Origin of the sequence: Synechococcus sp. A18-25c (assembly GCF_014280035.1) — a bacterium.
Taxonomy (GTDB): Bacteria; Cyanobacteriota; Cyanobacteriia; order PCC-6307; family Cyanobiaceae; genus Synechococcus_C.
This window is the reverse complement of the sequence record NZ_CP047957.1, coordinates 1284722-1307785: the sequence shown is the minus strand read 5'-3', so window position 1 is coordinate 1307785 and position 23064 is coordinate 1284722. Positions and strand designations below refer to the sequence as shown.

Below are 23064 nucleotides of genomic sequence, written 5' to 3'. Positions count from 1 at the left end.
ACTTGCCAGAGTTGTTGAATGCAACTGCTCGAGCCCACTGACAGCGGTCTGTATTGCCGGGCCGCGGATGCCTGGATTGATCCAAGCCGACCGGTGCCAAGGGCGCTGATCACCCATGCCCATGCCGACCATGCGCGGCCCGGATGCGGTGAATATTGGGCTGTGGATGTGAGTGAAGGGGTGTTGCGCCAACGCCTCGGTCGCGACATCACTCTGCATCCGATGGCCTACGGGCAGGAGTTCTGGCTCAACCAAGCCTGCCTGTCCTTTCACAGCGCAGGACATGTGCTGGGCTCAGCGCAGGTGCGCCTCAAGGTGAATGACGCCGTATGGGTGGTCACTGGGGATTACAAACGCTGTGCAGATCCCAGTTGTGCGCCCTTTGAATCCGTGCCGTGTGACGTGATGATCACGGAAGCCACCTTTGCGCTGCCGATCTACGCCTGGGACAGCGGAGCTCAGATCGCCGAACAGATCCGTGACTGGTGGCACGGGGACCGCGAACGCCCCTCCTTGTTGTTTTGCTATGCCTTCGGCAAAGCCCAGCGCCTCCTAGCAGAGCTCAAGGCGATCGGCGTGGACGAAGAAGTGCTGCTGCACGGCGCCGTTGAAACCGTCACCCGGCATTACCGCGAAGCCGGCGTGCCGATGACACCGAGTCGCCCTGTGAGTGCGTTACCCCGAAAGGATCCGCTGGCGGGCCGCCTGATCCTGGCGCCTCCATCCGCCCATCGCTCGGCTTGGATGCGCCGTTTCCGCGCTCCACAAACCGCCTTTGCCTCAGGCTGGATGGCGGTGCGAGGGGCTCGCCGACGCCGCGGATACGAACGGGGGTTTGTACTCAGTGACCATGCCGACTGGCAGGGCTTGATTCGCACTGTTCTCGAGTCGGGCGCGCGCACCGTGTACGTGACGCATGGACAAAGCGATGTGCTGGCTCGCTTTCTGCGGGAACGTCATGGCATTGAGGCCAAACCCCTCGAGCAGCTCGCCTGACCTAGCCTCAACTTCCCTGTTGACGAACCAATGTCAATGCGCAGTGCCGCCATCGTTGGCCTCTCGTCTTTGCTGATCTCAACACCAGGAGCAGGCTTCGCTCAGCAGGTTGAGATCACCATCGAGCAGATCGACACAGTGGTGTTTCCAGCGGACGGTGGCGCTGCAGCGCGGGCCATCTGTGCTGGTTTGGCCAGCGGAGTGCTGAACCGTGACCTGGTGGGTAGCGACCTGGCAAGGCTTCAGGGAGCAGTGCGTGAATCGGGTGATGCTGAATTGGCCGCTAACTACGTGAAAGCCTTCAACGACGTGGCCAATGGAACCCCTGGCTGCAACATCGAAGTAACCGCACCAGGTGACGGCAATCTCCGCCGCTATTGATCCGCCGGCCTTCAACCCTCAGGGTCTGGATGCACTGGCAGAACTGATCGACAGCCTCGATCAATGCACCGCCACGGGGCGCAAAGTGGCACTTATCGCCAATCACCTGAAGAGGGTTTCAGCCCAGGACGCGGCCTGGTGCGTGATGTTGCTGATCGAAGAACGGCGCAAACGGCTCATCACGGGTCGACGTTTGCGCGACATCTTGCAACAGGCCAGTGCGATGCCCGACTGGCTCTTTGATGATTGCCAAAGCCATGTCGGCGATTCAGCCGAGACGTTGTCGTTGCTGTGGCCTCAAATCCACCACGACATTCCAGACATCCGCTGCGATGCATCACTGTCGGCATGGATTCGCGAGCTCGATGCATCACCGCCAATGCAGTGGTGGATGGAGATGCTGCTGCCGGCACTGGCAGCAATGGAGCCTGCCGTCCAAAGCCAGGCGGTGCTAGCGATCTGGCAGGCCTTGCCACCGGAACGCCTTTTCCTGTTCAACAAACTGCTCACCGGTGGCTTTCGCATCGGGGTCGGCCGTGGCCTGGTGGTGAAGGCGATCGCCAGTGGGTTCGCCCTCGAAGAAGCCCTGGTGCTGGAACGATTGATGGCGCCAGTCGAGGCGTCCTCGGCCTGGTTCCAACAACTCACGGCTCCCCCGAAGGCGGATCGGGGCAACCGGGGGCCGGTGCCCTATCCCTTCTTCCTAGCCAGCCCTCTTCAGCACGCAAGCCTCGGTGAGACAGCAGCCAAGGAATGGTGGGTGGAGCCCAAATGGGACGGCATCCGCGGCCAGCTGATCCAACGGGAGAGCGGCACGTATCTCTGGAGTCGAGGCGAGGAGCTGATCAACAGCCAATTCCCCGAACTCATCGAAATGGCCGCGGCACTTCCCCACGACACCGTGCTCGATGGAGAAGTGATTTGTTGGGCCGAAGCGGAAGCGGACCCCCGACCATTCAGTGATCTGCAGCGCCGACTCGGCCGCAAGACGGTGGGTCGAAAACTGCGCCATGACTGCCCAGTGAGCTTTGTGGCCTACGACGTCCTGGAACACAACGCGCAGGATCTGCGTGAGCAACCGCTCAAACTACGGCTGGCCACATTGGGCGACCTGCACGCAAGCTTCGGAAGCAGCAACGAGGGGTGGCGCTGCCGGCTCAGCCATGGCGCTTTGCTCGGCCACTGGACAGAACTCGACCAACGGCGCCAAGCCGCCGTACAACAGGGGGCGGAGGGTGTGATGCTCAAACGCCTTCATTCGCCTTACCTCAGTGGACGCAAACGAGGACACTGGTGGAAACACAAACGCGATCCGATGACGTTGGATGCGGTGTTGATCTACGCCCAAGCCGGCCGAGGGCGCCGGGCCAATTTGTTCACCGACTACACCTTTGCGCTCTGGGATGACCAATCCAATGACGACGACGCGCCACAGCTAGTGACATTTGCTAAAGCCTATTCCGGCCTCAACGACGCAGAAATCCTTGAACTCGACCGCTGGATCAGGCGCCACACCCGTGAACGGTTTGGCCCAACACGATCGGTCGATCCCGAGCTGGTGTTCGAAATTGGCTTTGAAGGCATCCAGGAGTCCAAACGACACAAATGCGGACTCGCCGTTCGCTTCCCCAGAATCCTGCGCTGGCGACGGGACCGTAGCGCCAGCAGTGCCAACACCCTTGGCGAAGCCAAAGAACTCTGCGCGCGCGTCACGAACAGGTCGGCGTGACTGACTTGAACCACACAGATGATCCTCAGCACCAACCTGCTGAAAACAGATCAGATTGAAAACAACGAGTATTTCACTGCAAACCCAATTGTCACGTCATCATTCCGATGCAGATCAAAGGGTCTTTCAAAATCTAGAAAGAATCATCCTCGAGCCCCCAAACACTCTGCAGAGCGTGGATATCAGCCTCAGAAAACCAAGTGTTGACGGGACGATCACTTGGGTGGTTGTACGACATGATTGAGTCGTAGCGAGTCCACTTTGGGTCATAAGCAAGATCTCTCAAGCCAAGGGCATGACCGATTTCGTGGACTAGCGAGCTTTTCTCAGCATCGGCAAATGCATCGAACGCATCCACATCCCTCCAGGAAAGATCGAAACGATCATAATTCGAGTGTGCAGACCCACCACCAACCCAATCACTCGGCACATCAAAAAGAGCGTTGGACTCCCAATAACTGTTTCGCGATGATCGGTAAATGTTGATATCCGAGTCACCGGATGGAGCCGACTCAACAAAGTCTAGGTCTAGCAAAGGATCAAGCCTTTCAAAGACGCTGCGAATGAATCTTTTCTGTTCATCACTATGGTTCCATGCATGAACGACGCGACCATAGGAACCAATCGCCAATTCAGTTGAAACACTATCAGCAGCCAACTCATTGCCGTAGATGCTGTACTCAACAAGCTCTCCGCCACCAATCCCCCTCTCAAGATATCGCTCTAATCCTGTCAATACATCTGGAATTTGTGACATCGTTAAACCAGGCTTTGAAGCCCTGTGTTGATGTATCCACGATGCTCTCAACCACATCGAAACAGTCTGCGAAAGACCAAGTAAATCGATGAGATTTCTCTGAGGAGTCAGGGTTCTTACACTGAAGACCCTCATTCAGCAGCGCCGTCTCGGTCCATAGGAACCATCCTTTGACCCGTCTGTCTGACCACTCCTGGCCATGAAGCATCCACACAGCCGCTGACGGCTAGAACGCAGTGGAGCTCCCTTCACATGGCTGCAATGAGCAGGAGCCAATCACCATGATCACGCGATGAACTCAGGCGTAAACACTGCGTCCATCTCCAGGAAGAATGCTGAGTGACTCTGGAATGATGCGCTCACCAAGACACAGTTCAATTTCACCGGTATCGACCGAAGCATCCTGCACATAGATCTCCACGCTGAGCAAACGGCCACCCTCAGCGACATAATCGTGAAAACGGCACGGTCCTCCTTGATTGCTGTTGCGCGAAATGCGTCTGTACTGCGCCAGTCCCTTTTCCTCAAGGCGATAACTGATGCCTTCGTAAACGAGTCGATCGCGTAGGGGGAAATTAATCGAGATCTCATGGGATGGAACCTGACGCATCCAGGACAGTTCGAGACGATCGTCGTCAACCACCACGAGCCAAATGCCTTCTTCTCCATCGCGGAGGTAATACTCACGCCATTGGAAACCGGATTGATTGAATTCAAGAATCGATTCCACGATCCAGTCGCGCAGATCACGCTGAACAACATCCCCCACCTGGAGATTGAACAGGGTGCGTTGTTCAGGACTAACGCCCTGACGGGGCTTTTTGCGCCTGTCCATGCTGTTTCGGGTCAGCCACCAAACCAGCACTGCGGCAAGCAGCAGAAAAAGCAGTCCGCTCATGAGGAATTCGGGTTGGAAGGGATTGGCGCTAGTGGCTGGAGCAGCCGCCGGCGACGATCGCCGCGTTGATAGTCAAGAAGAACCGGCTGTGTCATCCGGTTGGGCTGCACAGTATCGGAGCCGCTTGGCAGAAAGTCTCTGGGGAATGCGAACAAGGCCGCGAGCTGATCCGAATCGATCCAGCGTGTGGGAAATGGAATGGACTGGAATTGCGGAGACCAGGCACCAGACCTGGCCATGACAAACCCCCAGGGGCCAAACGTGGGAATGGTGACGCTGTACGGACGGGTCTGCAGACCTGCCTGCTGCAGTCCCGCCTGAATCGAGGCCAGAACGCGGGGGGTGAGAAATGGTGCGCTGGCCTGGGTGACCATGACGGCGCCTGGATTAAGTCGCTCACGCACCGCGCCATAGAAACCAACGCTGTACAGCCGCGCCACCGGCAACGTATCTGGATCAGGGAAGTCAGCGATCACCACATCGAAGCGTCGCTGGAAGTTGCGCACGGCGGCGTAGGCATCACCGAGGTGCACGGTCACTCTTGGGTCTCCCAGACTGTCGTGATTCAGCTGTCGAAGTTGGGGTTGTTGTCTAGCCAGACGAATGACCAAAGGGTCTAGCTCCACCACGTCGACCCGTTCAACGCTGGGCCAGCGCAGGATTTCTCTCAACGCCAAGCCGTCACCTGCCCCCAACAGCAACACGTGGCGCGGCGCTGCATGAGCAGCCATCGCCGGATGCACCAGTGCTTCGTGATAGCGGTATTCGTCCAAGCTGGAAAACTGAAGGTCCCCATCCAGAAACAAGCGCAGATCCGCCCCACGTCGGGTCATCACGATCCGCTGATGACGCGTTTGATGGCGCTCAATCACCCTGGCGCCGTAGAAGCCATCCTCGATGCGATGTCCGAGGGGGGCGATCAGATACGCCGCCACACCCGTGATCGGTAGGAGCGCAACCACCGGAATGCGCCAGCGCCGCAAACTCGGAAACACCAGCGCCAGGGCCAAGGTGGCGCCGACGGGCACGAACGCCAGCACAGCCGCGGTGGGCAACAGACCCAGCCAAGGCAGCAACACCAGCGGAAACGCCAAAGCACCCAGCAGCGAGCCGAAATAATCCAACGCCAAAACCCTGGCCAGCGCCCGCCGCAACTGATCCTGGGTTTCCAGCATGCGGGTGATCAAGGGCAGTTCCATGCCCCCCAACAAGCCCACCATCAAGGTGAGCAGAACGATGGCGATCCATAACGGAGCGCCGATCGCAAACAGCAAGAACAAGGTGACTGGTCCAAAGAGGCACAGCGGGCAGAGGGTGATTTCCACCAGCACCAATGCTCTGAGCAAACGATTCAGGGGCTGGCCTTTCACAGCAATGAACTCCGTGAACCAGGCTCCCAATCCCATCGCCGCAAGGAACGTGCCCACCACCACCCCTGTCGCCAAGGTGGCGTCCCCCATCAAATAACTGGCCTGCGCCACAAGCAACAGCTCCAGCACGAGTCCAGCTGCCGAAGAAACCATGGCAGTGACCAGAAGAACCCTCACTTGGAGGGGACTGAGATCAGCAGCCGTTATTTGCCGCTCCATCCACCACCGCTGGAGAAACCGCCATAGCTGCCGTAGCCGCTTGATCCCCCGTAGCGACCAGAGCTGCTGTAACTGCCGTAAGGATTCCGACCAATCGCCAATGAGCTGGCTTCAAGCCTAGTGCTGCCCGCTCTCCAACCAGACACGCCATAGAAACCACGGAAGACGATCGATGATTCCTGTGCATCGGTTGTTGCAGGCAAAAGCGCACCGATCTGAGGAACGTCTTCGTTGGTGTAAGCCGCCGAAATCCCCACAGCACTCATGCTCACCGTGAGCATCAGCAGAAGAAGTCTGGTCATGGATCGAGCCTCACGACTTCCTGCGGCCAGGCAAGCATGACCTGGTCGCACAGCTCAATGTGCACGGATTCGAACTGCAGGGTCGATGTGGATTCCGGTGGAAGTAGATCAAACCGAAGGTTGCAGTCTTTCGTGAGCTGGAAAAGTTGCGGAAAAAGGTGCAAGTTGAGTGTGGAATCGGTCAGTGACACCGTCGACCTCTCCACGGGAGCACTGCCGCGATACAGCAATGTGCCCCGACCGTCAGTCACGCGCACGCCAAACAAATACTGCCTCGCCTCCTGTTGGATGTTGGTCTGGTAGCCCTGACTGAAGGCAGCCCGCGCGCGCAATACCAGAAGGCCAGCCCTGTAATCCCCGCGCGAAGCCCGACCGGCATGACCAACGGATTCGTAGCAGCCTAAACATTGAATCCGTCCACGCCTGTAGACCTTGGACAGGAACATCCAAGAGGAAGCCCCGCTCAACAGAACGGTGAGCAACAACAGGCCGCGATCCACAGGCGTTGTGCTCACTCTGGTGCGGACCAGCACCGGGTCTGAAAGCGGGATCGCCTCACCTTCCTGATTGCGGGGCAGATAAACCTGGAAACGAAGTTGATACGAGCCAGCTTCTGCAGGACGGAAGCTCACGCTGTGATCGTTGGCGGGTCGAGCGTAGTCCGGTGTTCGCATCCACTGGCGCTGACGCTCGCTTGGAGAAAGCCTCGACAGGGCAGCTTCATCCGGCAGCGAACCGCCACCACTATCCCGCCCCTCGATGTCGTGTTGAAACACAACCTTGCCGCTGACATCCAGCAGCTCGGTGGAGAGATAAAGAAGGGTGCCTGCGGGAGGGGTAAAGACGGTTTTGATCGTCACCGCCTCATTCACGCTCTTGAAATCAAACGGTTGCGTCGTCACCGCCCGATCCACTGCCGGCAAGGTCACTTCCCGGTCCTGGACCGTCCCACCAGGGGCCATGAACAGGACCAGCAAAGGGCTGAGCGGACAAATCAGCACCAGCAGGGCCCAGGGGAAGACGCCACGGGTTCGCCAACCCAACATCACGCGACGACCCACCGGTGGCGACCCTGACACGACCATCGGCAGAACACTGCCGCTTAAATTACGCCAGTCATGCAGCCTCACCCATGCAGGCAACCCTCATCCAGTTGATGCTGAGCCTGATGTGGACGGTGGCAGGAATCCTGCTCATCGTGGGCGGTGTCTGGTTCTTTGATCGCCTTACACCCCTCGATTACCGCGCTGAGGTTCGCAAGGGCAATGTGGCGGCAGGGGTGGTCGTGGGCTCAGTTGTGTTGGCCGTTTCCGCAGTCGTCGTCACGGTGATTCTGATCTGAACGACGTTCTTCAACCAATCCATCGCTGGTTTGACCAGCAGGGATGGACTCCACTTCCCTTCCAGACACAGACCTGGGAAGCCCATCTGGCGGGCCGAAGCGGTTTGATTCAGGTGCCCACAGGGTCCGGCAAAACCTACGCCGCCGTGATGGGTTCTATCGCGCGCATGCTGGCGTCGCCAAGCGAGATCCGAGGCGTCAGGCTTCTCTACATCACACCGCTACGGGCACTCAGTCGGGATCTAGCGCTGGCGCTGCAGCAACCCATTGATGCGATGGCCTGGCCGTTACGGGTGGGCATCCGCAACGGAGACACCAACACCAGCGAACGCAGCCGGCAACTCAAATCCCCACCAGAGATCCTGATCACCACACCAGAGTCACTGTGCGTCCTTCTGGCCGGTCGCCATTGCGAACGTCTATTTCAAACGCTGGAAACGGTCATTCTCGATGAATGGCACGAGTTGATTGGCTCAAAACGAGGCATTCAGACGGAACTGGGGCTCAGCTGGCTGCGACAGCAACGCCCATCCCTACAAACCTGGGCCATCAGCGCCACGATCGGCAACCTGGAGGAGGCTGCGCAACATGCACTCGGCGCAGGTGGAGATCCCTGCTTCATCACAGGCGCACCGAAGCGCGGTCTCAGCGTGACCAGCATTCTTCCGGACAGCATCGACGGTTTCCCCTGGGGCGGCCACCTGGGCCTACGTCGCTATGAGGATCTGGTGGGCCAACTGGAGCCCTGCACCAGCACACTGCTGTTCACCAACACGCGCAACCAAGCTGAACGTTGGTTTCAGTGTTTGCGCTACGCCTGCCCCGAAATGGAGGGCTTGCTGGCACTGCATCACAGTGCTCTCGATCGTGCCGAGCGCGAAGCCATTGAAGCCTCCGTGAAGGCCGGCTCGATGCTTTGGGTGGTTTGCACCAGCTCGCTGGACTTAGGCGTTGACTTTCAACCCGTAGAACGGGTCGTGCAGATCGGCTCCCCGAAAAATCTGGCACGACTGCTGCAACGGGCTGGCCGGTCCGCCCACTTACCAGGAGGCACCTCCCAGGTGCTGTTCATGCCGACCAATGCCTTGGAGCTATTGGAACTCAGCGCCGTTCGCCGCGGTCTGGACAACGGCTTGGTAGAGGAGCGACGACCACCACATGCGCCACTCGATGTGTTGCTCCAACACCTCACCACCCTCGCCTGCGGCCCAGGCTTCGAGCCCCAACGCACCCTCGAGGCGATACGACGCACATCGAGCTACTCCGAGCTGAGAGACGAGGACTGGCAGTGGTGTCTGCGCTTTCTCGAGCACGGCGGCGATTGCCTCGGTGCTTACCCGCGCTACCGAAAACTGGAGCACGACGAGCACGGCCGGTATGTGGTGCGCGAAAAGGCCATCGCACGGTTGCATCGCCTCAACATCGGCACCATCACCTCCGCTCCGGCCATTCGCGTGCGCTTCATTCGTGGCGCGGTGCTGGGTCACGTGGAAGAAACGTTCATCAGCCAGCTGAAGCCGAAGGATGTGTTCTTCTTCGCCGGCAGGCAGCTGGAATTTGTGAGGCTGCGGGAGATGACGGCCTACGTGAAGGCCTCCACACGCAAGAGCACCGCGGTGCCCGCCTGGGCCGGTGGCCAGATGTCACTGTCTGATCTACTGACCCACCATCTGCGCGATGAAGTCGCGCGGGCCGGACGGGGAGACCTCGACACACCAGAGCTAAAGGCACTGGAACCGTTGTTCGAGCGTCAGATGGATCTATCAACGCTGCCCGACAGCGATCAGCTGCTGTTGGAAACCTGCCGAACCCGTGAAGGCATGCACCTCTACGCCTATCCCTTTGAAGGAAGGTTTGTGCATGAAGGGCTGGGATTCCTCTGGGCCACGCGTCTCACCCGAATTCATCGCGGCACGATCACGGTGTCGGTGAATGATTACGGCTTTGAATTGCTGGCACCACGCGGCTACCCGTTCGATGATCTGCTGGAGGACCATTTGGACGTGTTGCTCGATGACAGCAACCTTGAACAGGATCTTGAGCAAGCACTGAATCTGTCCGAGCTGTGTCGCCGCCGCTTCCGCAGCATTGCCCAGGTGTCTGGACTGCTGGTGCAGGGATTCCCCGGGCAGAGCAAAAGCGCCGGCCAGCTCCAGATCAGCGGCTCGCTTCTGTGGGAGGTGTTCAACAAGCACGAACCCAACAATCTGCTGGTGCGTCAGGCCCAGCATGAAGTGCTGCAGGACCAGCTGGAACTGCCGCGCTTGCGCAAAGCTTTGATGCGCATGCGCAGTGGCGAGGTCTTGCACTGCCCCACTCCACGGCCGGGCCCTCTGGCATTTCCATTGCTCGTCGAGCGGCTCAATAACCGCATGAGCAATGAATCCGTGCTGGAACGCATCGAGCGAATGCAAAAGGATGCTCTACGACATGAAGAGTGAATCAGCCATCAAATCAAAGAATCCTCTGCAACCAACGTCAGCGTTCCGCTTCAGAAACTCAGCGTCCAATCAAGCCTCGCTATCAGCGCTCAACCAAGAACGTCAAACGATTGAGCCTAGAAACCTTGAACTCCTTCAATGCATTTCACGCTGGCTTTCGGTTGCCAGTCGGTGATCAGCCTGGAATTGGCCATGCACTGGTCCATCGAGGCCTGGGGAATTTTCTCCAGGGCTGCCGTGGTGCGCTGCGCGCCATAGGTGGCCCAGGTGATCACCAGCCAAGTGATGGGTTCCATGCGGAAAAGCAATTCGAAGGGTTTCACCATTCCAACTGAATTTCATCGCCGTTGGGACCCTCAATGGTGACATTGCCGGATTCCATCGCACCAAGGACCAGCTCAGATGCAGCGGCAGTGAGCGGCGGCGGCGTGGACCAGAGCACACAACATGGTTGTGATGATCATGGTGATGTTGATCAGCACGGGTGTGCAGAACACGATCAGGACGCAGGGTCACAGCCGAGCATGCTGCAAGCGCAACTCAACAGAACTAGGACATCAAGACACCACTCATTCCCACACCATGACGACGCAACGCAAGGTTGTCATTCCAAGATAAAGACAGGACGATTGAACCGCTCCAGAAAAAAAATTCGCAGCCTCCGGCTTGTTCTCTTCCATACCAATCAAACCCCTTCTCATCGTCAACATGAGACTCAAGACTCAATCATTAAAGCCATGAATTAGAATCAGCCTTGAAGAAACATCACTAACCAAATTATTGATCACATGCCAAAGCTTGGCGAAATCAAACTCAAACAGATTCAGCAGCTAAACACTGCGGAAAGCTCCATCCTGATTCGCAAGCATAAAGAAGTGCTGAATTGGATGATGCGAACCTTTCAGCTCGACACCTATGCCCTCACCTGGGCCCAATTCTTCAAAGGTGTCGCTGTTGGCGGCGTCACGGTTTGGCTCCTGATGCGATGAACACCACGCTCAACCCCGAGCTGCGCGAACAACTGCTGGTGGCCTTGACCAACCAGTGGGCCTCCATGGCCGAAGCAATGGATGAAGGCGACTTCACTCCAGAGGACTTCTATGCAATTCAGCAGACACAGTCGGATGCAAGCCTGATCAGCGAGTCCGGCTGCAACACCGACGACGAGCTCAACCAATTCATCAATGATTGGTTTTACAGCGGTTTCTGGATCGCTCCCTGACAAACTCCGGTTTGAGCGTTATCGGCGTTGATCACCTTTGTGGCTGACAGCCAATGTTGCTATTGAAAAACCAGACCCATGATCAAAGGGTTGCTCGCAGCGGTGCTCGGATGGCTAAGTGCTCATGCAACAACGAGTTGGGGGTTGGCACTGGGGCCCAATGACGAGGATCCTGTCCATCCCGCCAGGGGGTGAACAGTAGGAAATTACCGATGACTAGGCCGGCTGTGACCACCACCGCTGCCAGCTGCTCCAGCGTTTCGATCCGCAAAACAGACGTCAACACTGACGCTTAAAGGTGTAGCAGCCACCGTGATAGCCGGTGAACGGCTGGGCATAGGTCACCAACTCCCAACCCTGGGATCCAAGCTCATTCATTAGTTCCACAAGACTCACTTGCTGAGGACGGTTCCTGGAGATCAGTTGCTTGTCGTCTAGCCACAGCTCATCAATCTCGCCTGTCCAGCTCTTCCCTCGCGGAACAAAACGGAGCTGCGTGTATTCCCAGGCCATCAACGCTTTTAGAGACGCTGAATATTAAATCCAGACGTGTGTCGACAAGTGAATCTCAGCTGACGGGCCACTGAAACAGCGTCTCGACAGCCAGCCCTAGGTAAGTCCCGATCAACATTCCCAGAAGGCCGACCGCCACAGCGGGCAACACCAACGACGATGGGCCCAAGCTGCTGGCCAACGCCAGCGCAATGCTGGGACCTCCAACAGCGGCTTGGGATGCGACCAAGCTGTCGACCAACGCCCAACGCTGTTGACACCGCACCAACCAAACAGCGAGAGCCTGGATCCCAACCATCAGGAAGGCATAAACCAGCACGGGTAAACCCAAGCCGAACAGGCCACCAACCGTTGTGTTCAATCCAATCACTGCGAAAAACGGTTGAATCAATACCTTTCCCATGCCGTAACAGGTGACTCGGGATCCACCGGTTGGCAGTTGTGCCATCAGCAAGGCCACCGTGGTGAGCACGATGATCGCCGGCACATCCCACGCCAACCCGCGCAACAGGATCAACACCAGTTCCGCAATCAGCATGGCAGCACCACCCCAGAGCAAACCCGATGCCAGTGACTTGGGCTGATGCGCAATCCCGAGAGCCCTGGGCCCATCCGCCATCTGTGCATCGGACGTGTGCGCATCACTGGCAATGGAGTCCACCCCTGATGCCTGGCGCTCTCGACCGATCAGCAGGCTCAGCAGAAACCAGCCTGTGAACACCACATAGTCAGCGGCTGTCGCAATTGCAAACAAGTCATCGGGAATCGCAAGGCTTCGACCCACAGACACAAAGTTCAGCGTTCCACCTGTGAACGTCGCGGTGTACACAGCCGCCAATGCTGAGGCATCCTCGCTAAGCCAAGGGCGAATCACCCATCCAAAGACGAGCACCGCAAAAACGGTGGCCAAGACAGACACCAGAAAAGGGGGCAGGAGCCGACGGGCGTCAGGCAGCACGCGACGCAACTCGACAGCCAGCAGAAGCTCAACGATGGCAAGGGAGGTGAGGGGACCATTCACCCAACCCGACACACCAGCATCAGGCTTCCAACCACTCAGGTTGGCAATCAACAAGCCCAACGGTTCACACGAGCCAACCACCAACCCCCGGCCGTGATGCCAGCGATCACCAGCCATGACGCGGTGATGTCCACTGATGCGGTCATGGGGTGTGCACAATCACAGCAAGCATCGCTGAGGTCATGCCGTCACCAACGCGGAAATCTGCTCAAAGCCATGAATCGAAATTCTGAGAGCGCGCGATGACGCCCACACCGAAACTGTTTCTGGTCGTCCTCGGAGGACGTACAGCAACCAGCCACATTGAGCTGCATGATGTGCGCTGGGTTGTGGGGGTTGACATTGAGGCCACGATTCCAGCGCTGAAGCATCAATGGTTTGGCCTCAAACGAGGCCTGCACATCGACAGTTATGTCGCTGTTGAACATGTGGATGGATACAAGGTTGAGCTCATCCAGAGCCAACACGAATGGCCGGCAGAGATGGATGCGAAGCTCAGCAAAGGCTCAGACCAGCTCTGGTTTGTCAATCTCGGTGGGTACGACAGTGGCTCACTCCAGGAGTTGCATCAATTTGGCCTGATCGTTGCACCAAGCAAACCAGCTGCCAAAGCAAGGGCACGTCGACGTTGGCTGAATGACGCTGCTCAGGTGCACAAAGACGATCTCTATGGCATCGACACATTGAACGTCGTCGATGACTGCCTACCGATTGGAGATGTCGAGGGTTGGCGTATTCATCTGATACCGGATCCATCCAGCAACATCAAAGATCTCAAACCCGACTGGTTTGGCTACCGCTTGATTTAAGCGTTATCAATCACACATCCGAAGCTTCAACGCAGTTGCATCCCCAGGGGCTTCGGAAACAAACGAAACAACCCTCCATTGGCCAATCCGTTGCATTGTGGAGATGCCATAACCAGTTTGAAATCAGGAAATTGCTGATTGGAAGCCTGTAACAAGCAGCGTTGATATTGCAGTGAATTATCGGCAATATGAAACACAACTGTCAAACAAAGAAAAGCAACAACGCCCTGTCGAAGTGAAAGAGGCATCAGACCATGTTTGCCGAATGATTATCTTAAACAGATTCAAGGGCCGGTGCCGAGTGCACTGAGCAATGAAACAAGGAACAATCCAATTGACACAGGAAGATTTCCAGTTCAGGCGTCGCCATGATTCATCCAAGCCAACCATTGTGCTGAAGCGCTCGTGATTCCATAGATCAGGATTAACTGGCATTTTTATGGACCAAGATCAAGCAAGCCTGTGGTCATGAATCACATCCACAGATGCGACTCAGGCCTAATCGTTGGTCACAAAGGTCCACCAGGACTCGAGCCGCTGCAAAGACCCGTACCAAAGCTTGCCGAAGAAACCACCATGGGCGGTGTCCGGCTGAACCAGATGTCGAGCACCCTTCAACAGGGCTGACTCCACTGGTACCAGTCCATCACCACTGAGTTCTGCGTCACCGGCAATGCTTTTGTAACTGCCAGACGCCGTGCGTCGGCTGAATGACGACGCGTTGTCTCCATTCAGATCGAGCTCGCCCGCAATGGCGACGTAGTCCACCCCCGGCTCGTAGCAGCCCGGAAAGCGTCGATCCACCAACATGCGCAAGGGTGTGGCACGAACTGCCTGATGCGGACTGCCCAACGTGATCAGTCGGTCACAGCGAGTCGCACCGTGATAGCCACGACCAAGAACGGGTTCATCGCTGAGATAGAGGCGCAACATCACCCCACCTGAGCTGTGTCCAATCAAGGTCACGCGACCAGTCAGCGATGAAGCTTGGAGCTGTTGCACGAGGGCATCGACACGATCAAGCACCCGACGCCAGCCAAACCCCCAAGTGGTCAGCAGCCATTCCAGTCGTGTGACAGGAACCACATGCGCATCAAAAACACCTAGTTGCTTAAGCCAGGCAGCCATCGGTGCATAGGCCTCTGCCGTAATCAAAAAACCTCCAAGGATCAAGACAGGCTGCCGGGGGTCAACGGTCGTCATCTCTCCGATGTTGACGAAACAGCGCCATCATCCATGCAGAAGCAGGCGAACAGATGACGCCGGAACGCGTTGCCGACTATCCACGGCCCCCACGCTTGGAGACTAGTGGTGACCATGTGCTCGTTCAAGTGGGAGGCGAGGTGTTGTTTGAAGGTCAAGGAACGCAACGCGTTCTGGAGACTTTCCACCCTCCCACTTATTACCTGCCGCCCGATGGCGTCAACACATCCCTGCTGACAGCGGCTGTTGGGCGCAGCTTCTGTGAATGGAAAGGGGTGGCTGAATATTTTGACGTTCAAGCAGGTGGCAAAACCATCCAACGCGCAGTTTGGCGTTATCCAACACCAACTCCAACTTTCATGGCCATTGCAGGTTGGTACGCCCTATATCCAGGCTTGATGGATGGCTGTTGGCTTAATGGAGAGCCAGTCACCGCCCAGGCAGGGGGATTTTATGGAGGTTGGATCAGTTCTGCCGTGGAAGGCCCCTTTAAAGGTGATCCCAATCACCCTGAATTGATCTAATCGGTGAACAATGAATGAGCTCATTGGATTGTTGAAGCACCAACCCAAAAATTCAAGAATCAGTGGTCTGATCTCAGCATTGGAAGCAGAATCGACTGTTGATCTTGCGACTAGCGCCGATTCGTTAGAAGGCGTTTGGGAACTGCGTTGGAGCAGTGCCACACAACCCTGGTTGCAGCAAGCTCCGTGGCTTGAAAATCTGCAAGTGCTGGATCCAGCGACGCAGCGGGGTATGAATCTGCTCAGATTGTCTGGACCTCTGGCTGGAATGGCTGCCATCTCAGTCGAAGCTCAACTCAGCCTTGAGCTGCCGAATCGTGTGGGCGTGTGTTTCTGTCGCGGTGGATGGCGAGGTCCAAAGATTGCTGGATTACAGCGGCTCGAACTGATGAAACAACTGAATCAATCCTTTCCTGCGTGGCTGGATATCACGGTTCTCACGACAAACCTACGCGTTTGTCGCGGCAATGTAGGAACAATATTCGCGCTGCTTAAAAGGGACGACTTGGCAATCTCTGACTTCCTTCCTCCTTCCAAAAAGCAGAAATAAAGAAACTTGTGGATGATGATTGGATCAAACACCACAACAATCTGTTCCACAATTCAAGGCAGTAAGGCGACCGAAAGGGAACAACGAACAATAACTATGATCAATCACGATTGGATTGATCCCTGCCAAGCTCAAGGCACACACCTGTCAGAAGCAGATGGTCTGGGCTCCTGAAGCGGCCCGAAGTGTCCAGCAATGCACAGCAAGAACCTTTTTGGTGCTAGAAGACAACATCCCTTTTGAAACAAGATGCAGCTCTACAACGTCACTTGGCAGTTCCCAGAGATCGAAGGCCAAAAGGCTGCCTACACCAAGTTGATTGAGTACATGGCGAGCGGCGCCGAGGGTGACCGCATTGATGGCTTCGAGTTGATCAGCCGCACACACTGCCCTCAAACCGGCAGTGGCGTTGTGATCTGCAAAGCAGAAAGCAGCATGGTGCTGTTCAAGCACTTTGCTCCTTGGCGCGCGATGTTTGGCGTGGAATTTGAGATGCAGCCTGCTTTCACCGATGAGGAAGTGTGTGCATGCCACAAGGAGTTGTTCGAAATGATGAGTGCCTGAACACCTACTCACTCCTAAACAATCTTGTTGAAGCCCCAGCTCAAGCTGGGGCTTTTTTTCTAGTGCTTGGATTTGATGTTTTGAATCAGAGAGAGGGGACTGAGCTCTAAACCCGATCAGGGAGAGCAAAACCTGCAATCAAGACAACACAACGACGATGAAGTTATCTTTAAGAAATGGGAGACCAACAAACCGACACAACTAAAAACGTTGAAACCTATGATTTGATAAAACTAAAATTGACCAGATATGTTAGAAAAATAATTCAACGAGTGAACAAAGCAAAGAGTAACCCATGGATCAATGAAGATTGAGATTAATTTCGCACTTGGACAATTCACCATGAGCAAAAGCTCCTCTTGGCGAAGATCCCACCCCAGAGCCCTTCTTCTGTTCGTTCAACACCTTGGCCTATGAAGAACAAATGTCAATTGTTGAATCATCGGTATGCTACCTAAACCCATGTCCTCGTGAGTTGTTCGACGAGACGATGTGAACCGATTTCATGGGATTGACGCAGAGACAGATCCTACGAATCAAATTGACTCCCTGCATTCATTCTCTAAAATATTGTTCAACTAGCAATGAAAGAAAACACAATCGTTAATGTCTTAATAAGTAATCTACAATTCAGATCATGGCTGCTAGAAGACTCAAAAGTGACATCACAGACTCTCCAAGACTCATCATGACTGCCAGGGAATATTGGACAAGCTAGCTGACGGCAATAAAAAACTTAGAGATCAGAAAATAAGAAATGAAGCAATGTCATCGTCAGCAATGAGGACGTTGCTTATACGACGTGATCCCAAATTGAGATAGGGCATCAAACATATCAACGGCAATCGTCAAGAGCCCGTCAGAAATCGGGCTCCCTAGCTGTCAAGACAAACCCTCTTTCTGACGAATGACCCAAGCCGTTGAAGCTTGCTGCTGCTTCCAAGCCACCAAGAGATCCTTCGCGAGGTCACGCAGCTGCTGGAGATCTTCGAAACTATCGATTTCCCTCGAAAACTTTTCCACTTCGAACTTTTGACCAAGAGTCAGAGCAATCGGTTCCATCAGCATTCTCAGCTTGGCAAATGCAAAGTACCCCAGATATTTTGTTTGGGCAAACCAAAAACGTAGTCGTTACAACCGATTCAAGGAAAAGATGCTCAGGCCAATACAATTTGCTGATTACAAAACATTGCCTGACTTTGCTAATGACTTGGATTTGCTTTGCTGAATGACCTAGAAAAGGCTTGCAGCAACTCAAGTCGATGCATTTTTCCTGGCAAAAACATCTTGAATTATCCAGGACTGTATCCACCACTGCAGACAAAGATTCTGGAGTTGCACTCGCTCTAATGGGCATCGCCCTGACATTGCTGTCGAAGGATCTGTTGGCTTACGAACTGGAGATTGCTCCTGTCAGCCAGGAGGAATTTGATCTGAGCCAACTGTTTGGCTGACCGATCACCAACCGGATCACCGTCTAAACGCCGACCGGGACAAAAAGGCGTCCTCTCAGCCGTTGGACTTGGAGAACAGCTTGCTGGTTGAGCAGACGCCTGTTGACAAATCACCCTTAATCTCGTCAGTGAGCGCAATGTTGGCAATGCGTGATTTGACTGATGTCAGACCCTTTCGAAGTTGCGCAGACTAAGCGCATCTTCTGATTCAGGGGCGTCCAATGCGAGACGATGGTCCAACTGAGCAGGGGTTAGGAGCTGCCTGACTGGCTTGACGAGCCCCATAGCCAGACGCTTCGAACTCCCCAATCAGCCTTGTGACTGCAGGGTCTGAGCATCCAGCAAGACAGCTAGGCCGTCTTTCGATCACGGGAGACGGTCTTTCTAGTTCTGTGTGATTTGTAGCGACAACGAGCAGCCAACCAGATCTAAAAGGGAACATACGCTTTTTGAGCCATGCCATCCATCGTCAGGACCCAAGGCCAAACCAAGAAGCCACAGAGCGCCAAACCAGCAACGTTGCTTGCACGACCGATCTATCCCGGCAACCAAGACAAAAACGAGCACCACAGGACCTCTCACTGAGGTCCAAGGTCATCCAAACAAACCTGTCCTCAGCGAAACGTTGAGGTTTTTTTTTGCGAACAGAAGAGAGATCAATCCAATTCCCAGCATTCAGATCCATGGGGAGTCAGCAAGCACACCACGTGAGCTTCAGTGCTGATCACGCGATAGGTGCGTCCATCAGCTTCTGACTTCACCCGGGCATGCCAGTACGCATGGTCTTGATTGGTGTGTTGGGTTTTCGAATCCCAACCATGTTGCGTGAGCTCTTGAATCGTGAACACAGCATCAGCCTTTGTTGTCACTCACGTTGGAAGACATGGATGATGAATGCCAATGAACAATAGAAAGTGCTCGGGATTGCTTCATGGCCTGTGGCACATGAACCTGGAAGTGCTGTGAAATCAGAAAAAAGCCGGTGTCACCATCCCGACCTGAGTCGACGCATCTCCCCTCGCCCAGAAAGGAGACTCGAAAACCTTGTTGAGATGATCCAGAACTGATGGTGACGAACAACACCATTCACTCGCCTGGAGAGGAAGTGGCAACGGATAGGCAGATTGCTATCCGTTGGGCTCAACAAGGTTGGCCTTGCAACAGGCCATTCCACGAGACACAGCAAAAAAAAAGCCCCGTCGAAGACGAAGGCTTTGAGTGGTGTGAGGAGTTGGTGTTTCACCAACCACCATCGGTCTAAGACAAGAAGGGGCTTTTTGTAGGCTCTTTAAAGATCTGGTCACAGATAACTGGCACTGTGACGCTTCTTGCTCAATGAGATCACCATGCAACGAACAGCGGCTCAAAAGCTGCAGGAGGATGACCGGGCAAGGCGCTCACAAAGGAAACTTCAGAGTGAGATCTTGATTGACGACGATAAGAAGCCTAGTCTCTCTGAATCGCCCAATTACCCGAATTCGAAGAGGGCCATGTCACTCTCCAAGAATGATCTTGGCATCACAAGCATGAATGACTTGGTGGACTGGACTGGGTCGTATATGCACTTCAAACAAGCGCTGGAAATGGCGGCTTGGAAGCGTGGTGAAGCGCTCAGCTATCTCGATGCCTTTCCTGCCTTTCGAGATCGATTTAAAAAAGAGTTGATCAAGCAGAGACACTTGGAAGCTCGATTACCAAAGGCCATGCGAGACAAAATCGCTGCAAACAAACCTAACCTGAAGTTGGTCGAAACGATCTTATTCGAGCACAACAAAACTCCTTTAATGTGACAAACAAGTGAATCAAATACACTTCCAAGATGAATAACGGGATATCAAATCGATCGATCAAGACTCATTCAGTTTGACCCATTTGCAATCACCACCAAATTTAAAACATTCAAGAGGCAATTGAATGCTTTGCAATTAAAACGTGAACGCGTGAGTTTTGTTCATCCATCATCATTTGATTGTGACTCCTTTCAACGCAAGTCAATGATCCTTATCCTCTGATCCATCGCAGCATGATCAACACAGGAACCCATCCATGCCAGATGCAGATTGACATCGTCATGCAATCTCCATTTTCAAATGCCAGACATTGATGGGATCCGAGGCGATTGGATCTGGAGCAACCGACAACCCACCGATGCCCCTTGGCACCGCTGCTTCGTCGACGCACGACGACACTGCAAGAACTGGTTCAGGCAGCCTGAAAGATCAAAACCAACACCAGCACAACCAGACCCAGCACGATCCAGAACAGGGGGCTGGACTGTCCACGGGGGCTCGCTCGAATCGGAGACCCAGCTCGACCTGAAGCGCGACGCTGATCGGCGGGTGTTCCACACCGGTTGCATACCAGGCGTCCACCAAGTGAACGATCTGCACGAAAAGAGCTTGAGCCGCATTGAACGCAGCGTCGGGTCGACATCAACTCGATTTCCAACCAAAGCCAGAATCATCGAATGAACCCTGATGATGCAAGCAACAGAAATTCCCCCTGGCTGGACCTTCAGTCTGTTGAAGCATGGATGGATGGTCACCGGGTCGTCCACAACCTCAGCCTGAGGCTCTGGCTAGGGGAATCAACAGCCATTCTTGGCCGCAACGGAGCTGGCAAAAGCTCTTTAGTGAAGTTGATCAATCGCAGTCTTTATCCTGTGGTGCAGCCGGGTTCGCACCTACGCCTGTTTGGCAGCGAAACCGTGAATCTCTGGCACTTGCGCCAAAGACTGGGTGTTGTGAACACAGAGCTGGAGCATCGCATTCCAGCAGCAATGACGGGGAGAGAACTGCTTCAGTCGGCCTTTTTCGGAGCCATCGGGCTTGGCCAGGACCGCCATCCAAGTGACGAACAGTGCCAGCGAACGAATTCACTGCTCGAAAGACTCGACCTTCAAACGCTGAGCGACATTGGTTTTGGTCAGCTGTCCGATGGGCAGAAACGTCGCCTGTTGATTGCGCGATCTCTCGTGCATGATCCCGACGTTCTCGTTCTGGATGAACCCATCAATGGCTTGGATCTGCGGGCACGCCACAAGCTGTTGGCGCTGCTCCGCGATCTCTGCAGGAACGGAACCACCTTGGTGTTGGTGACGCATCAGGTGGATGCAGTCATCCCAGAAATTCAACGGGTCGTGGGGCTAACGGAAGGCGAAGTGAGCCTTGATGGCTCTCCTCGAGACACATTGACGGCGGATCACCTGTCGAGTTTGTTTGACACTCCCCTTACGGTTTTGGAAAGCCATGGCTACCGCCAGGTGCTTCCCGCCTGATCATCCTGAGAGTGTGAACGTGCGAATCATCCCTGTGTGAGTGACCTCGGCAATGCTTCAAGGGGAGTGGGCAAACCAGAACCGCTCGAGAAATCTGGGTGAGGTGCCATCGGGACGGAAGCCGATGTCATAACCTCGCCTCGCCTGCGGGGTGACGCCTTGAACACCAACGCCAGAATCGATGCCCTCCAGCTCATGCTGACCGATCTGCGCATGCGCAACGAACCAATCCGGCACAAAGCGGCATTCCGCGGTTGTCAGCCGGAATTTCAGGCGTTGGTCACTCAATTGATCGAGCAACTCGAAGCCGAGCTGATCGAGGAGAAGCAGAAATTCCGTGCCGCTCAACGGGGCTGATTCTTGTAAGCAGCGGGTGCCAACACGAGGAACACATACCACCAGCTCAACACCAGGACCGAAACAGGCACGGTGATCCAAAGCCGATGGAGAAGCATCCAGCTCGAAACCATGGCGATCAAACCTGTCAGCAGGATCGACCAGGGCTGACACCACATGGGTTTGTGCGCCCAAAGATCAGGGTCCTGTGAGTCCGTCACCGCAGCTGCTCAAGGGAACCGGCGTCGTGAAGCCGAACCAGATCGTCATAGCCACCAATCAGATCGCCATCAATGAAGATCTGAGGGAACACACCCCGACCACTGCGCTGACGCCAGGCTTCAAACTTCTCGTCGCTATCCACAGTGTCGAGCTGATAAGGAATCGCAAGCCGGTTGAGCAGCTGCATCGCCCGGTGACACCATGGACAGCCTGGAAGCACCGCCACCTCGACACGTTTCTGCGCAGGGCCAGGGTGTGCTGTTGGCAGACCGCTCAATCCCAACAACACCTGAGCACCCTTCAGCACGAGGGTTCCAGGCTCCAAATGACCACCCCAAACCTGACAGGCTCCGTCGGAAAGGCTGAGATGGAGGTGAACGCCTTCAGGGGAGAAGGTGCCATTGAGAGTGATGATCTCCAGCTCTCCCTGCAGACGTGTCGGCTGCTCCTGACCAGGACATTGGAAGGACGCCTGTGAAAGATTGCCGACGACGCCAAGCACAAATCCACTGAGATTGCGCTCGGCTGCAAGAGCGCTGAGCGTGTGGTGAAGGTCATGCCCGGGGTCCAGCTGCAGGGGCAGGGTCTCCATCCGGACAGATCAAACAAACTGGGACAGATTACCGCTACCCCCCGCAGCGGTACTGCGGTACGATCAAGTTACAGTTCAGTAACGTGTCCGTGTCATTCCTTCAAGCATTGCTGGACGAGCTCCGTGACCAGCTGGAAGCAGAACCCCTGCCACTCACAGCGGCTCAAGTGGCGGAAGCGGCGGATTCAGAACGGCTGAATGTGACCCTGCCGGGAGGTGTCATGAATCGCCTCAAACAACAGGCTCTTGCGGAAGGGCGCAGCTGCAGCAGTCTGGCCACCTTTTTGATCGAGGACGGCTTAAGACGGCACGCGATGCTGCGCTAACACCACGCGCGCTAGC

29 protein-coding genes are annotated in these 23064 nt (G+C 55.4%); 15 read left to right on the top strand and 14 right to left on the bottom strand.

What is annotated here, in order from left to right:
- The first annotated feature begins 18 nt into the window (after nt 1-18).
- Genes SynA1825c_RS07325 through SynA1825c_RS07315 form a run of 3 tightly spaced genes read left to right on the top strand, consistent with a single transcriptional unit; the run spans nt 19 to nt 3106 of the window.
- Entirely contained in the window at nt 19-996 is a 978-nt protein-coding gene (locus SynA1825c_RS07325; protein WP_186468716.1) for a ligase-associated DNA damage response exonuclease, read from the top strand.
- A gap of 30 nt (nt 997-1026) precedes the next feature.
- Nucleotides 1027-1377 (top strand): DNA ligase, encoded by a 351-nt coding sequence (locus tag SynA1825c_RS07320; protein ID WP_186468715.1) that lies wholly within the window; start codon nt 1027-1029, stop codon nt 1375-1377.
- 25 nt (nt 1378-1402) lie between these two features.
- Nucleotides 1403-3106 (top strand): ATP-dependent DNA ligase, encoded by a 1704-nt coding sequence (locus tag SynA1825c_RS07315; protein ID WP_186471087.1) that lies wholly within the window; start codon nt 1403-1405, stop codon nt 3104-3106.
- 133 nt (nt 3107-3239) lie between these two features.
- Here the strand turns inward: SynA1825c_RS07315 and SynA1825c_RS07310 are convergent, their stop codons facing one another.
- The 5 genes from SynA1825c_RS07310 to SynA1825c_RS07290 all read right to left on the bottom strand — a co-directional run bounded on the left by SynA1825c_RS07310 (nt 3240) and on the right by SynA1825c_RS07290 (nt 7782).
- Nucleotides 3240-3863 carry a hypothetical protein gene (locus tag SynA1825c_RS07310; protein WP_186468714.1) on the bottom strand — a complete coding sequence of 208 codons (624 nt, stop codon included), beginning with the start codon at nt 3861-3863 and terminating at the stop codon, nt 3240-3242.
- Between the two features lie 298 nt (nt 3864-4161).
- The gene (locus tag SynA1825c_RS07305; RefSeq protein WP_186468713.1) at nt 4162-4761 is read right to left on the bottom strand and encodes a DUF4178 domain-containing protein; all 600 of its coding nucleotides are present in this window, start codon (nt 4759-4761) and stop codon (nt 4162-4164) included.
- Nucleotides 4758-6350, bottom strand: a complete 1593-nt coding sequence (locus SynA1825c_RS07300; RefSeq protein WP_186468712.1) for a polyamine aminopropyltransferase — start codon at nt 6348-6350, stop codon at nt 4758-4760. Before SynA1825c_RS07300 ends, SynA1825c_RS07305 begins: the two co-directional genes overlap by 4 nt.
- The gene (locus SynA1825c_RS07295; protein ID WP_186468711.1) at nt 6335-6652 is read right to left on the bottom strand and encodes a hypothetical protein; all 318 of its coding nucleotides are present in this window, start codon (nt 6650-6652) and stop codon (nt 6335-6337) included. The genes SynA1825c_RS07300 and SynA1825c_RS07295 overlap by 16 nt, the downstream gene beginning before the upstream one ends.
- Nucleotides 6649-7782 (bottom strand): hypothetical protein, encoded by a 1134-nt coding sequence (locus SynA1825c_RS07290; RefSeq protein WP_222929978.1) that lies wholly within the window; start codon nt 7780-7782, stop codon nt 6649-6651. The genes SynA1825c_RS07295 and SynA1825c_RS07290 overlap by 4 nt, the downstream gene beginning before the upstream one ends.
- Before the next feature lie 2 nt (nt 7783-7784).
- On the opposite strand from SynA1825c_RS07290, the gene SynA1825c_RS07285 reads away from it, so the two are divergent.
- Nucleotides 7785-7994 carry a DUF350 domain-containing protein gene (locus SynA1825c_RS07285; RefSeq protein WP_186468709.1) on the top strand — a complete coding sequence of 70 codons (210 nt, stop codon included), beginning with the start codon at nt 7785-7787 and terminating at the stop codon, nt 7992-7994.
- Complete coding sequence (locus SynA1825c_RS07280) at nt 7991-10435, top strand: ligase-associated DNA damage response DEXH box helicase (RefSeq protein ID WP_186471086.1); 2445 nt, start codon at nt 7991-7993, stop codon at nt 10433-10435. Before SynA1825c_RS07285 ends, SynA1825c_RS07280 begins: the two co-directional genes overlap by 4 nt.
- A gap of 116 nt (nt 10436-10551) precedes the next feature.
- On the opposite strand, the gene SynA1825c_RS07275 is transcribed toward SynA1825c_RS07280, so the two are convergent.
- Both SynA1825c_RS07275 and SynA1825c_RS13645 read right to left on the bottom strand, forming a co-directional pair.
- Complete coding sequence (locus SynA1825c_RS07275; protein WP_186468708.1) at nt 10552-10731, bottom strand: hypothetical protein; 180 nt, start codon at nt 10729-10731, stop codon at nt 10552-10554.
- A 23-nt stretch (nt 10732-10754) separates the two neighbouring features.
- On the bottom strand, nt 10755-10877 hold the full coding sequence (locus tag SynA1825c_RS13645) for a hypothetical protein (RefSeq protein WP_255478307.1): 123 nt from the start codon (nt 10875-10877) through the stop codon (nt 10755-10757).
- Nucleotides 10878-11420: 543 nt separating this feature from the next.
- On the opposite strand from SynA1825c_RS13645, the gene SynA1825c_RS07265 reads away from it, so the two are divergent.
- On the top strand, nt 11421-11657 hold the full coding sequence (locus SynA1825c_RS07265) for a hypothetical protein (protein ID WP_186468706.1): 237 nt from the start codon (nt 11421-11423) through the stop codon (nt 11655-11657).
- 82 nt (nt 11658-11739) lie between these two features.
- Here the strand turns inward: SynA1825c_RS07265 and SynA1825c_RS07260 are convergent, their stop codons facing one another.
- The 3 genes from SynA1825c_RS07260 to SynA1825c_RS07250 are packed head-to-tail and all read right to left on the bottom strand — an operon-like array spanning nt 11740 to nt 13350.
- Complete coding sequence (locus SynA1825c_RS07260) at nt 11740-11940, bottom strand: hypothetical protein (protein ID WP_186471245.1); 201 nt, start codon at nt 11938-11940, stop codon at nt 11740-11742.
- Nucleotides 11937-12170, bottom strand: a complete 234-nt coding sequence (locus tag SynA1825c_RS07255; protein ID WP_186468705.1) for a hypothetical protein — start codon at nt 12168-12170, stop codon at nt 11937-11939. The genes SynA1825c_RS07260 and SynA1825c_RS07255 overlap by 4 nt, the downstream gene beginning before the upstream one ends.
- 55 nt (nt 12171-12225) lie before the next feature.
- Nucleotides 12226-13350: a DUF819 family protein gene (locus SynA1825c_RS07250; protein ID WP_255478305.1), complete on the bottom strand. Its 1125-nt coding sequence runs from the start codon at nt 13348-13350 to the stop codon at nt 12226-12228.
- Between the two features lie 83 nt (nt 13351-13433).
- On the opposite strand from SynA1825c_RS07250, the gene SynA1825c_RS07245 reads away from it, so the two are divergent.
- Nucleotides 13434-14000, top strand: a complete 567-nt coding sequence (locus SynA1825c_RS07245) for a DUF1543 domain-containing protein (RefSeq protein WP_186468704.1) — start codon at nt 13434-13436, stop codon at nt 13998-14000.
- 498 nt (nt 14001-14498) lie between these two features.
- Here SynA1825c_RS07245 and SynA1825c_RS07235 read toward each other — a convergent pair whose 3' ends face one another.
- Complete coding sequence (locus SynA1825c_RS07235; protein ID WP_186468702.1) at nt 14499-15203, bottom strand: triacylglycerol lipase; 705 nt, start codon at nt 15201-15203, stop codon at nt 14499-14501.
- Between the two features lie 53 nt (nt 15204-15256).
- Between SynA1825c_RS07235 and SynA1825c_RS07230 the strand changes: the two genes are divergently transcribed.
- The 4 genes from SynA1825c_RS07230 to SynA1825c_RS07215 all read left to right on the top strand — a co-directional run bounded on the left by SynA1825c_RS07230 (nt 15257) and on the right by SynA1825c_RS07215 (nt 18295).
- Nucleotides 15257-15727, top strand: coding sequence for a DUF427 domain-containing protein (locus tag SynA1825c_RS07230; protein ID WP_186468701.1), 471 nt, complete (start codon nt 15257-15259; stop codon nt 15725-15727).
- Between the two features lie 10 nt (nt 15728-15737).
- A complete protein-coding gene (locus SynA1825c_RS07225) occupies nt 15738-16277 on the top strand; it encodes a PAP/fibrillin family protein (RefSeq protein ID WP_186468700.1) in 540 nt (179 codons plus the stop codon).
- Nucleotides 16278-16526: 249 nt separating this feature from the next.
- Nucleotides 16527-16841, top strand: coding sequence for a DUF3303 domain-containing protein (locus SynA1825c_RS07220; protein ID WP_186468699.1), 315 nt, complete (start codon nt 16527-16529; stop codon nt 16839-16841).
- Between the two features lie 1244 nt (nt 16842-18085).
- Complete coding sequence (locus tag SynA1825c_RS07215) at nt 18086-18295, top strand: hypothetical protein (RefSeq protein ID WP_255478304.1); 210 nt, start codon at nt 18086-18088, stop codon at nt 18293-18295.
- A 656-nt stretch (nt 18296-18951) separates the two neighbouring features.
- Here SynA1825c_RS07215 and SynA1825c_RS07210 read toward each other — a convergent pair.
- Nucleotides 18952-19143 carry a hypothetical protein gene (locus tag SynA1825c_RS07210; RefSeq protein ID WP_186471085.1) on the bottom strand — a complete coding sequence of 64 codons (192 nt, stop codon included), beginning with the start codon at nt 19141-19143 and terminating at the stop codon, nt 18952-18954.
- A gap of 480 nt (nt 19144-19623) precedes the next feature.
- On the opposite strand from SynA1825c_RS07210, the gene SynA1825c_RS13640 reads away from it, so the two are divergent.
- From SynA1825c_RS13640 to SynA1825c_RS13635, 3 genes are all read left to right on the top strand, one after another.
- Nucleotides 19624-20085, top strand: a complete 462-nt coding sequence (locus SynA1825c_RS13640; protein WP_255478303.1) for a hypothetical protein — start codon at nt 19624-19626, stop codon at nt 20083-20085.
- Nucleotides 20086-20828: 743 nt separating this feature from the next.
- Complete coding sequence (locus tag SynA1825c_RS07200; protein ID WP_255478302.1) at nt 20829-21572, top strand: ABC transporter ATP-binding protein; 744 nt, start codon at nt 20829-20831, stop codon at nt 21570-21572.
- A gap of 159 nt (nt 21573-21731) precedes the next feature.
- Complete coding sequence (locus SynA1825c_RS13635; RefSeq protein ID WP_255476867.1) at nt 21732-21929, top strand: hypothetical protein; 198 nt, start codon at nt 21732-21734, stop codon at nt 21927-21929.
- Here the strand turns inward: SynA1825c_RS13635 and SynA1825c_RS13780 are convergent.
- Together SynA1825c_RS13780 and SynA1825c_RS07190 are read right to left on the bottom strand one after the other, a co-directional pair.
- On the bottom strand, nt 21917-22087 hold the full coding sequence (locus SynA1825c_RS13780) for a DUF6737 family protein (protein ID WP_370593803.1): 171 nt from the start codon (nt 22085-22087) through the stop codon (nt 21917-21919). The genes SynA1825c_RS13635 and SynA1825c_RS13780 overlap by 13 nt on opposite strands.
- 38 nt (nt 22088-22125) lie before the next feature.
- Entirely contained in the window at nt 22126-22722 is a 597-nt protein-coding gene (locus SynA1825c_RS07190) for a PCC domain-containing protein (RefSeq protein ID WP_186468695.1), read from the bottom strand.
- An 89-nt stretch (nt 22723-22811) separates the two neighbouring features.
- Between SynA1825c_RS07190 and SynA1825c_RS07185 the strand changes: the two genes are divergently transcribed.
- The gene (locus SynA1825c_RS07185) at nt 22812-23048 is read left to right on the top strand and encodes a CopG family transcriptional regulator (protein WP_186468694.1); all 237 of its coding nucleotides are present in this window, start codon (nt 22812-22814) and stop codon (nt 23046-23048) included.
- The last annotated feature ends 16 nt before the right edge of the window (nt 23049-23064 follow it).